Origin of the sequence: Dyella sp. C9 (assembly GCF_003332825.1) — a bacterium.
Taxonomy (GTDB): domain Bacteria; phylum Pseudomonadota; class Gammaproteobacteria; order Xanthomonadales; family Rhodanobacteraceae; genus Dyella.
In genome coordinates this window covers 290921-301858 of sequence record NZ_QIRF01000001.1, presented here as the reverse complement: position 1 = coordinate 301858, position 10938 = coordinate 290921, and the positions used below count along the sequence as shown (strand labels likewise).

Annotated in this window: 10 protein-coding genes; 5 read left to right on the top strand and 5 right to left on the bottom strand. The window is 67.1% G+C overall.

What is annotated here, in order from left to right; genetic code table 11:
• Positions 1-14: 14 nt before the first annotated feature.
• From DVU99_RS01360 to DVU99_RS01340, 5 genes are all read right to left on the bottom strand, one after another.
• Entirely contained in the window at positions 15-179 is a 165-nt protein-coding gene (locus DVU99_RS01360) for a 30S ribosomal protein THX (RefSeq protein WP_114238407.1), read from the bottom strand.
• Positions 180-251: 72 nt separating this feature from the next.
• Positions 252-1232 (bottom strand): cation diffusion facilitator family transporter, encoded by a 981-nt coding sequence (locus tag DVU99_RS01355; RefSeq protein WP_114238406.1) that lies wholly within the window; start codon positions 1230-1232, stop codon positions 252-254.
• Positions 1233-1292: 60 nt separating this feature from the next.
• Positions 1293-1718, bottom strand: a complete 426-nt coding sequence (locus tag DVU99_RS01350) for a MerC domain-containing protein (protein ID WP_114238405.1) — start codon at positions 1716-1718, stop codon at positions 1293-1295.
• A 113-nt stretch (positions 1719-1831) separates the two neighbouring features.
• Positions 1832-2344 (bottom strand): transcriptional repressor, encoded by a 513-nt coding sequence (locus DVU99_RS01345; RefSeq protein WP_114238404.1) that lies wholly within the window; start codon positions 2342-2344, stop codon positions 1832-1834.
• 77 nt (positions 2345-2421) lie between these two features.
• Positions 2422-2706 carry a hypothetical protein gene (locus DVU99_RS01340; protein ID WP_114238596.1) on the bottom strand — a complete coding sequence of 95 codons (285 nt, stop codon included), beginning with the start codon at positions 2704-2706 and terminating at the stop codon, positions 2422-2424.
• 94 nt (positions 2707-2800) lie between these two features.
• Between DVU99_RS01340 and DVU99_RS01335 the strand changes: the two genes are divergently transcribed.
• From DVU99_RS01335 to DVU99_RS01315, 5 genes are all read left to right on the top strand, one after another.
• Positions 2801-3505 carry a response regulator transcription factor gene (locus DVU99_RS01335; protein WP_114238403.1) on the top strand — a complete coding sequence of 235 codons (705 nt, stop codon included), beginning with the start codon at positions 2801-2803 and terminating at the stop codon, positions 3503-3505.
• The gene (locus tag DVU99_RS01330; protein ID WP_198670144.1) at positions 3498-4871 is read left to right on the top strand and encodes a HAMP domain-containing sensor histidine kinase; all 1374 of its coding nucleotides are present in this window, start codon (positions 3498-3500) and stop codon (positions 4869-4871) included. Before DVU99_RS01335 ends, DVU99_RS01330 begins: the two co-directional genes overlap by 8 nt.
• Before the next feature lie 167 nt (positions 4872-5038).
• Positions 5039-6211: an efflux RND transporter periplasmic adaptor subunit gene (locus DVU99_RS01325; RefSeq protein WP_114238401.1), complete on the top strand. Its 1173-nt coding sequence runs from the start codon at positions 5039-5041 to the stop codon at positions 6209-6211.
• 37 nt (positions 6212-6248) lie between these two features.
• The gene (locus DVU99_RS01320; protein ID WP_114238400.1) at positions 6249-9437 is read left to right on the top strand and encodes an efflux RND transporter permease subunit; all 3189 of its coding nucleotides are present in this window, start codon (positions 6249-6251) and stop codon (positions 9435-9437) included.
• Between the two features lie 8 nt (positions 9438-9445).
• Positions 9446-10909, top strand: coding sequence for an efflux transporter outer membrane subunit (locus DVU99_RS01315; protein WP_198670160.1), 1464 nt, complete (start codon positions 9446-9448; stop codon positions 10907-10909).
• The last annotated feature ends 29 nt before the right edge of the window (positions 10910-10938 follow it).

The window sequence follows — 10938 nt, the reverse complement described above, 5'->3', positions numbered from 1 at the left end:
AGCGAAGCTCTGGCTTAGGCCGACTTCTTCTTCGGAGCGGCGGCCTTCTTGGCGGCGGCCGGCTTGGTCACGGTCGCCTTGCCACCGGCCACGGCCGGCTGCAGCGAGTGCGCGCGGCTGTTGCCGTAGCTGCCACGGTAGGTCTTGCCACGACGGGTCTTGCGATCGCCCTTGCCCATGGGGGAACTCCTTGATTCGTTAGGGTGAACACGGCCGACCATCGTATCAGCGACCGTCCAAAGCGCAATAGCTCAGCGGTGGCCGTGCCCGCCGCATCCGCGCAGGTGATCGGGGCAATCGTCCGGATCGACCTGCACCGTCACATGCTGGATGCCGAAACGCTCGGCCAGCAGGCGATTGATCGCGGCGATCGCCACCCCGCTGCTCGCTTCATCGTGCAGTTCCGCGTGCAACGTGGCCATGCGCGAGCCCGAGGCCAGCTGCCATACGTGCAGGTGGTGGATATCCCGGATCGAAGGATCGGCCGTGCGCAGCGCCTCGGCGACGTCGCCGGTGTTCATGCCCTCGGGCACGCCTTCCAGCAGGATGTGCGCGGAGCGGCGCAGCAGACGCCAGGCGCTGTTGAGAATGAGCAGCGACACCAGCAACGAGAGCACCGGGTCGGCCCAGTTCCAACCCAGCCAGCGCACCAGCAGCGCCGCCACCACCGCGGCCACCGAGCCCAGCAGGTCGCCCAGCACATGCAGCGTGGCACCGGCCAGATTCACGTCGTCGTGGGCATGTCCATGCAGCGTGCGCAACACCAGCAGGTTGACCAGCAGGCCGATCACCGCCACCACCAGCATCATTCCGGAGAGGATTTCCGAGGGGTGGAACAGTCGGCTCACCGCCTCGAACGCGATGAACGCGACCAGGGCGAACTGGGTCAGCGCGTTGACGAAACCGGCAAGCACCTCGAGGCGGCCGTAGCCATAACTGCGACGTGCATCGGCGGGGCGGCGCGCGAACCATGCGCCCATCACCGCCAGCAGCAGGGCCAGCGCGTCGATCAGCATGTGGCCGGCATCGGCCACCAGCGCCAGCGAGCCGGACCAGAAGCCGCCCACCATCTCCACCAGCATCATCACGGTGGTCAGCACGAAGGCGAAGATCAGCTTGCGCTCACGCCCGTTGAAACCGCCATGGTCATGCTCGTGCGCATGGGCGTGCGCATGGCCATGGGCGTGGTCATGCGAGGAATGGTCGTGGGTATGCGCGTGCACGGAGCTCATGAGCGAATGCTAGGAACCGTCCGCCCCGTTACACAATCACGACGCCAGCAACGGCGAGGCTCAATGGGCGCATTGCGGACCGTGCACGTGCAGCGCGCGGTGCTTGCGCAGGTTGACGAAATGCGCCGACGCCACCAGCAGGCCGCCACAGGTCACCAGCACGCTGTGCAGGGCAATGGAGTAATTTTCGGCAAAGGTGACGCCAAGGATCAGCAGTGCCAACCCCGGCAGCGCCAGCAGCAGCGGCAACGGCTGATGATGGTGGCGATAACCGCTGATCAAGGCGAACAGCGCCAACGCGCTGGCGAACATGACGAAACCGCGCTCGAACGCATGGCCAGCCAGGAACCCCAGCCCCAGCACCGGCAGCAGCGCCAGCACGAATGGCAGGGCCGCGCAGTGGATGGCGCACAGGAAGGACGCGGTCGCGCCCACCCGGTCGGCAAGCGACCACCAGCGGGATTTGTTCTCTTGTCGGGCGTCCATCGGGGTCGGGCCGGCGCACATCACGAGACGGGCCGGATCGGCCCCAGGAGCACATGTTACATTATAACGTCACGAGCGCAAGCCCGGCCCGCGGCGACCGTTCAGCCCCCGCCTCAGCTCTTGCGGCAGTTCTTGCAGAGGCCGTGCACTTCCAGCGTCTGCGCCTGGGGACGGAAGCCGAACGCCTTGGCCTGGGCCTCGATCAGCTCGGCCACCCGCTCGTCGCACACTTCCTGCGCGCTCGAGCAGTTGTCGCAGATGAGGAACGGCACCTGGTGCGCCTCGGCCGGGTGATGGCAGGACACGAAGGCGTTGATCGACTCCAGCTTGTGGATGAAGCCGTGCTCGAGCAGGAAGTCGAGCGCACGGTACACCGTGGGCGGCGCGGCATTGCCATGCCGCTCGCGCAACTGGTCGAGCAGGTCATAGGCCTTGATCGGCTTGCCGGCGGCAGCCACCAGCTCCAGCACTTCCTTGCGCAAGGGAGTCAGGCGCAGCCCACGCTCCTCGCTGGCATGCTCCACCGCACGCACGAAGCTCTGCGCATCGTCGTGGTGGTGGTGATGATGCACGTGCGGCTTGCTGGAAACGGTCTCGCTCACTGGATTCACCTCGACGCTCATCATACACCCGGGCGCAAGATCCTCCCGTCCGAGCCCGTTCATGCCCCCAGGCGGGCTACATGGAGATCTCGCCCGCGCGCTTAGCGCCTGGGCGGCAGTGGCGGCGGCACCGCACGCGGCCGGGGCCGCGGTCGCCGCAGCACCACGAGCCAGCCCAGTGGCCCAAGCACGGCCGACCACACCACGCCCTCCAGCAAGCGCCCCTTCCACCAGCCCAGCAGCGCCCCCACCACGATGAAGGCCACGCTCCACCAGAACAGCGCCAGCCAGGGCACGCCAAGCATGAGGTTGAGGAATATGCGCAGGAAGGCATCCGGGCTGTCCGGGTCCACGCCCTGCATCGCTTTGTCGAGCCACTGCTCCACGAACACCCCGCCGACTGACTACGATAGACGGATGATGAGGCGTCGGCGCCCGGCTTGCACCCTGGCGCCCGCCCCCAACCCCTGGGACCCAAACATGCGATGCCTGTTGATCGAGGACGACGCCCAAACCGCCGAGCTGATCCATGAAGGCCTGACCCAGGCCGGGCATCAGGTCGAGGTGTGCCACGACGGCACCAGCGGCCTGGCCCGCGCCAGCAATGAGCTGTGGGACCTGGTGGTGCTGGATCGCATGCTGCCGGGCGGACTGGATGGCCTGGACATCCTCAAGGCGCTACGCCTGCGCGACGATCGCACGCCGGTGCTGGTGCTCAGCGCGCTGAGCAGTCTGGACGAGCGCATCCGCGGCCTGCGTGGCGGTGCAGACGACTACCTCACCAAGCCCTTCGCCGTCGACGAGATGCTGGCCCGGGTCGAGGCGCTGGCCCGGCGCGCCGGCCAGCGCACCGAGCCCGAACTGCTCAGCGTGGAGGACCTGACCCTGGAGCCGCGCACGCGCCGCGTGTTTCGCGGCGGCCGTCCGATCCTGCTGCAGCCGCGCGAATACCAGCTGCTGGAATACCTGATGCGCCACCAGGGCGAGGTGGTGACGCGCAAGATGCTGCTGGTGGCCGTTTGGGGCTATCACTTCGATCCCGAGACCAATGTGATCGACGTGCAGATGAGCCGCCTGCGCAACAAGATCGACAAGGACGACGCCCCTACGTTGATCCGCACCGTGCGAGGCGTCGGTTTCACCATCGGCGCGCCGGAACCCGATGGCGAAGCCGAGCATGGCTAATTTCCGCCACTCAGTCGTCTTCCGCATGGCGGCGGGCTACGGCCTGCTGCTGCTGTTTTCGGTGGCACTGATCTCCACCGTGTTCTATGCGGCCACTGCGGGACTGCTGCGACGGAACATCGACGAGCAGTTGCGCAGCACCTCGCGCCACCTGGTGGAGGTGAGGGACCAGAGCGGCACGGACGCGCTGCGCCATGAAATCCACAGCCTGCTCACTGACAACCAGGACAGCGATACCGAAATCTACGTGCTGCTGGACGCCGAAGGTCACAAGCTGATCGGCAACCTGACGGCCTGGCCCGCCAGCGCCACCGCCAGCGACGAACTGCGCCCGCAGGAGGTGGAGCGGCTGGGCCGGCACTCGAGCAGTCGCCTGCTCACCCATCGTTTCCCCGATGGCATGGTGCTGCTGGTCGGCCGCGACATGCGCGACGTGCGCGACCTCGAGCACCGCACCCTGGTCGCACTGACCCTGGGCGGCGCGCTGGCCCTGCTGCTGGCGGCGCTCGGCTCGGCACTGTTCCATTCCCAGCTGCAGCGCTCGCTGCGCACCATCCACGCGACCACCACCGAGATCGCCGCCGGCAAGCTCGATCGCCGCGTGCCGGTGGGTCGCTCGCGCGACGAGTTCGCCATGGTGGCGCAGGACATCAACGCCATGCTGGAGGAGATCGAGCGCCTGATGGACACCGCACGCAGCGTGTCCAACGCGATCGCCCATGACCTGCGCACCCCACTGGGCCGCGTGCGCGCCGCGCTCGAACAGGCGCTGCGTTCACCGCAGCGCCAGCAGCGGTTGCCGGAGGGCGCGCAGTATGCCATCGACGAGATCGACGACCTGATCACCGTGCTGGACAAGCTGCTGCAGATCGCCGAGGCGGAATCGGGTGTACGGCGCCAGAGCTTCGAGCCGCTCCCGGTGAAGCCCCTGCTCGACGATATCGTGGAGCTGTACCAGCCGGCGGCCGAGTCGCTGTCGATACAGCTGCGCTGCACGGTGACCGGCGATCCGCAGGTACTGGCCGACCGTCACCTGCTGGCCAGCGTGCTGGCCAATCTGCTGGACAACGCCTTCAAGTACGCCGGCGAAGGCGCCCGCGTCGACGTGCTGGCCGCGCAGTACGGGGAACAGGTGCTGATCAGCGTCCAGGATGATGGTCCCGGTATCCCCGAGCCGGCGCTGTCGCGCGCCACCGAACGCTTCTTCCGCGTGGATGCCAGCCGGCACCAGCGCGGCAATGGCCTTGGCCTGAGCATCGTGGCAGCCGTGGTCGCCATGCACCGCGGACGGCTGACCCTGCAAAACACCTCGCCGGGCCTGCGGGTGGATATCTCCCTGCCTGTCGCCACTCTTTCCAAACCGTAACTGTCCCCTGCCCGCGAGGCAGGGCTAAGGTTCGCGCGAACATTTTTCGCGCGCCCGCCCAATCGTGATCACGGCTTGGCTGGCGCCCCTTGAGTCGCAACGGCCGGGTGCACCAGCCCGGCCGTCCCGTGCGTCCCCACCGCACGGCCAGCCACGGCAACCGGTACATGAAAAAGCATCAAGGACGAATCATTGCAGGCGGCTGTCTACTGGCTGCCTTTGTGCTCGTGGTGGTGGCGCGCCAGAGCGGGCAGGCAAGCGCAGCGCCTGCCCCACTCCCGCCCGCATCGACCGACACTGTCGCCATCAACGCCGAACAGGCGAAGCAGGTCCACGTCACCGACGTCACCCGGCGCGACTTTTCGCCGCACGTGGAAGCGGTGGGTTACGTCGACTTCAACCAGGACCGGCTGGCCCAGGTGAGTTCGCCCTATGCGGGCCGGGTGAGCGAGGTGTTCGCCAAGGCCGGCGACACGGTCACGCGCGGCCAGCCGTTGTTTGCGGTGGACAGCCCCGACCTGGCGCAGGCCGAAGGCACCTTGGTCAGTGCGGCAGCGGCACGTGCCCAGACGACCGCCGCGCTGGAACGCGCCAAGGGCATGGCCCAGGTGCAGGCCAATGCGCCACGCGACCTGGAGCAGGCGATCGCCGACCAGCAGACGGCCGAAGGCAATTATCAGGCGGCCAGGCGCGCGCTCAGCATCTTCAACAAGAGCGACGCCGAGATCGACCACATGGCGGCCACCCACCATGTGGACGGCGAGCTGCGCATCACCAGCCCGATCGCCGGCCAGGTCACCGCGCGCAACGTCGCGCCCGGCGACCTGGTACAGCCAGGCAATACGCCCGTGCCGTTCACTGTTTCCGATGGACAGGGCCTGTGGTTGGTGGCGAACGTGGCGGAAGCGGATGCCCCGCAGGTGCAGGTCGGCCAGCCGCTGGTCGCCACGCTGCCAGCCTTGCCGAACCAACCCATCCACGCGCGCGTCGACTATGTCGGCAGCAGCTCGGACGCGGCGACGCATCGTGTGCTGCTGCGCTCGGTGTTGCATGACGCCCCGGCGGCACTGCGTCCGCAGATGCTGGCCGACTTCAGCATCACCACGGCCGCACCGACCCGGCACGATGCGGTGCCCGTGGACGCGGTGGTGCGCGAAGGCACCGGCGCGATGGTGGTCTTCACCACCACCGACGGCCTGCACTTCACCCGCCATCCGGTGCAGCTGGGCCCCATGCAGGACGGCTACTACCCGGTGCTGTCGGGACTGCCGTCGAACCAACGGATCGCCGCCGAAGGCGCGCTATTCCTGAGCAACGCGCTGGCACTGCAGTCGCAGTGAGCCAGGCCGCCGCATCCTTTCATCACAGGGACTGATCGTGTTCAGAGGCCTCGTCGCGTTCGCGCTGACCCGCCGCGCCATCGTGCTGATGGCGCTCGCTGCCTTCGTCGTCGCCGGACTGGCGGCGTACGCCAAACTCAACATCGAGGCCTACCCGAATCCCGCCCCGGTGATCCTGGAGATCACCGCACAGGCGCCCGGCCTGTCGGCCGAGGAGATGGAGCGCAGCTATACACGCCCGATGGAAGTGGGACTGGCCACCACGCCGGGCGTGGAGAGCATCCGCTCCACCTCGTTCTACGGCCTGTCGTTCGTGCGCGTGACCTTCAAGTACGGCACCGACTACTACTTCGACTACACGCAGGCGGCGCTGGCACTGCAGCAGAACGTCAGCCTGCCCAACAACGTGCAGCCGCAGATCCAGGCCTCCAGCCTGGTCGGCGAGATCTTCCGCTACCAGTTGGTCGGGCCCAAGAGCATGAGCCTCACCGAACTGCGTACGCTGCAGGACTGGGTGGTGACGCGCCGCCTGCTGTCGGTGCCGGGCATCGCGCAGGTGGTGACCTGGGGCGGCACCACCAAGGAGTACGACGTAGAGGCCAACCTCACCAAGCTGCAGGGGTATGGCATCACCCTGCCCCAGCTGGTGGCCGCCATCGGCAACGCCAACAGCAACGTGGGCGGACGCACCATCAACATCGGCCAGCAGTCGGTGAACATCCGCGGCGTCGGCCTGATCAAGGACGTCGACGACATCGGCAACATCGTGCTCAACCAGAGCAATGGCACCCCGGTGCTGGTGAAGGACGTGGCCAAGGTCGAGGTGGGCGCGGTGCCGCGCCTGGGCCGCGCCGGCCGTGACAACCAGGACGACGTGGTCACCGGCATCGTGGTGATGAACCGCACGCTGCAGACCAACGAGGTGGTGTCGCGGGTCAAGGACGAGGTCGACAAGCTCAACAGCGACGGCACCCTGCCGCCGGGCGTGAAACTGGTACCGTTCTACGACCGTTCGACCCTGGTCGCAGTCACCACCCATACCGTGCTGCACAACCTGGTCTTCGGCTGCCTGCTGGTGTTCCTGATCCAGTGGATCTTCCTGGGCGACCTGCGCAGCGCGATCATCGTGAGCGCCAATATCCCGGTCGCGTTGTTCTTCAGCATCATCATCCTGGTGCTAATGGGCGACTCGGCCAACTTGTTGTCGCTGGGTGCAGTGGACTTCGGCATCATCGTCGACTCGGCGGTGATCCTGATCGAGAACATCTTCCGCAATTTCCAAAAGAGCGCGGAAGAACAGCGCGAGATGCTGCACGATGCCGCCCAGAGCGACCTGGGCAACTACATGCGCGGCGGCGCCACCCATGGATGGACCGACCGCCTGCGCCTGCTGTTCATCAGCGCCATGCAGGTGGACCGCGCGGTGCTGTTCTCCTCGGCCATTACCGTGGCCGCCTTCATCCCGCTGTTCACCATGCAGGGCGTGGAAGGCCAGATCTTCAACCCGATGGCGCGCACTTACGCGTATGCGCTATCGGGCGCGCTGATCGCTACCTTCACCATTTCGCCGGTGCTCGCCTCGCTGCTGCTCCCGCGGCACGTGAAGGAAACCGAGACGCTGTTCGTGCAGTTCATCCGCCGCATCTACTCCCCGGTGCTGCGCTGGGCGCTGGAGCGTCGGCGTACCACGGTAGCCATGGGCGTGGGTTTCCTGCTGCTGGCCGGCCTGCTGCTGACCCGCGTGGGCACCGAGTTCCTGCCGGCGCTGGAAGAAGGCAACCTGTGGATCCGCGCCTCGATGCCACCGACCATCTCGCTGGAAGCAGGCCAGGACAAGGTGAACAAGCTGCGCAGCATCCTGCTGACGCATCCGGAAGTGGTCACGGTGGTATCCCAGCACGGACGTCCCGATGACGGCAGCGATGCCTCGGGCTTCTACAACGTGGAACTGTTCGTGCCGCTCAAGCCGCAGGATGAATGGCCCAGCGGGCACTCCAAGGAAAAGCTCGTCGCCGACCTTCAGCACGAATTCGAGAATGCCCTGCCTGGCGTGGAGTTCAACTTCTCGCAGTACATCCAGGACAACATCGAGGAAGGCCTGTCCGGCGTGAAGGGCGCCAACTCGGTGAAGATCGTCGGCCCCGAGCTGCCCGAGCTCGAACGCCTCGCCGATGAAGTCATGCACGAAATGCAGAAGGTGCGCGGCGTACAGGACCTGGGCGTGTTCCATGTGCTGGGCCAGCCCAACCTCAACATCACCATCGACCGCGCCAAGGCGGCGCGCTACGGCCTCAACACCGGTGACATCAACACCGTGGTGCAGGCGGCCGCGGGCGGAACCTCGGCCACTACCGTGCTCGAAGGCGACCGCCAGTTCGACCTGGTGGTGCGACTGGCGCCGCAGTACCGCCGCAGCATCGAGGACATCGGCAATATCCAGGTGGGCTACAACCTGCCCAATGGCGGCAACGGCTATGTGCCGCTGCGCGACGTCGCCAGCATCACGCTCGATACCGGCGCGTCGTACATCTATCACGAGCGCAACGAACGCTTCGTGCCGGTGAAGTTCAGCGTGCGCGGGCGCGACCTCGGCGGCACGGTGGAAGAGGCACAGAAGCGCATCGCGGAACACGTACCGCTGCCGCCCGGTTACCACCTTGTGTGGGCGGGCGAATTCAACGACCTGCAGCAGGCCAAGCAGCGACTGGCGGTGGTGCTGCCGATCGCGGTCGGCCTGATCCTGGCGTTGCTGTTCGCGCTGTTCAACTCGCTGCGTGACAGCCTGCTCACGCTGGCGGCCATTCCGTTCTCGATCGCCGGCGGCATCATCGCGCTGTATCTGTCGGGGCTGGATTTCAGCATCTCGGCGGCGATCGGCTTCGTTTCGCTGTTCGGCGTGTCGGTGATGAACGGCATCCTGGTGATCACCTACTTCAACCACCTGGTCTTCGCCGGCCTGCCTCCGCTGGAAGCGATGGCGCAGGCGGCCGAGCAGCGCATGCGGCCGATGCTGATGACGGCCCTGTCGGCTTGCATCGGCCTGTTGCCGGCGGCGCTGTCCACGGGCATCGGCAGCCAGGTGCAACGACCGCTGGCCACGGTCGTGGTCGGCGGCATGCTGATCGGACCGGTGATGCTGCTGGTGGTGGCGCCGGCGCTGCAGGTACTGGTGGTGGAATGGTCGCAAACGCGTCGCCAACGCCGTCCGGAGGAAGCCAAGCCATGAGGTTGCCCCTGAATACGCTGCGTTACAGCGTGCTGACCCTGGCCCTGGCCGCCAGCGCGGGCTGCGCCGTCGGTCCCGACTACCGGCGCCCCGCCACGCCCGCGCCAGCACAGTTCACGCGCGAGTCCATCGCCACGACCAGCGGCAGCGCGAGCGGTGGTCCGCAGCAGTGGTCATCCAGCGCATCGATCAGCCAGACCTGGTGGCAGGTGTTCGGCTCCGAGGCACTCAATGCCCGCGTGCAGCGCGCGCTGGCGCACAACCCGGATCTCGACGCCGCGACGGCAGCCTTGCACCAGGCCCAGGAAAACGTGGCCGCCCAGCGCGCCACGTTCTTTCCCAGCGCGCAGCTCAATTACACGCCTTCGCGCCAGCGCGACGCAGTCGGCACCCTGTCGCCAACGCTCACCTCCGGTGCCGCTTACTACACGCTGCATACCGCCCAGCTCAGCATCAGCTACGCGCCGGATGTGTTCGGGCTCAACCGCCGCACGGTGGAGTCGCTGCAGGCGCAGGCCGACAACCAGCGCTACCAGTTGGAAGCCGCACGACTGAGCCTGGCGGCCAACGTGGTCAACGCGGCCATCCAGGAGGCCTCGCTGCGCGCGCAGATCGACGCCACCCAGGCGGTGATCGATGCGCAGACGCGCGCGCTGGGCATCCTGCATGACCAGGCGCGGCTGGGCTATGCCTCGGGCCTCGACGTCGCCGCGCAGGAGAGCGCATTGGCGCAGGCGCGGCAGGCACTGCCTGGCCTGCAGAAGCAACTGGAACAGAATCGCGACCTGCTGGCCGACCTGTGCGGCGACACGCCGGACCAGGCGGGTGCACCCGAGTTCGACCTCGAGCACCTCACCCTGCCCGTCACGCTGCCACAGGCCCTGCCCTCGCAACTGGTGACCCAGCGTCCCGACGTGCGCGCCGCCGAGGAAAACGTGCACGACGCCAGTGCCCAGGTCGGCGTGGCCCTGGCCAACCGCCTGCCGCAGTTCAGCCTCTCCGGTGCCTACGGCGGCAGCAGCACCTCGTTCACGCGCATGTTCACCGACGACAACATCTTCTGGACCCTGGCCGGCAGCGTCAGCCAGACCGTGTTCGACTTCGGCGCCCTCAAGCACAAGCAGCGCGCCGCCGAAGCGGCCCTGCAGCAGTCGGCCGCGCAATACCGCAGCGTAGTGCTGGGCGCGTTCCAGAACGTTGCCGACACCCTGTACGCCATTGATGCCGATGCACGCGCACTGGCCGCGGCGGATGATGCCGAGAAGGCCGCCGAGCGCACCCTGGTGCTCACGCAGAAACAGCAGCAGCTGGGCTACGTCAACGTGCTCACGTTGATCAACGCACAGCAGGCGTATCAGCAGGCGCGCATGGCGCGGGTGCAGGCGCAGGCGGCGCGGCTGAGTGATACGGCGGCGTTGATTCAGGCGTTAGGGGGTGGGTGGATGGATTCGGCGGCGGGTAAGGCGGGGTGATCGGGCTGTAGCACCAATCCCGCACGAAC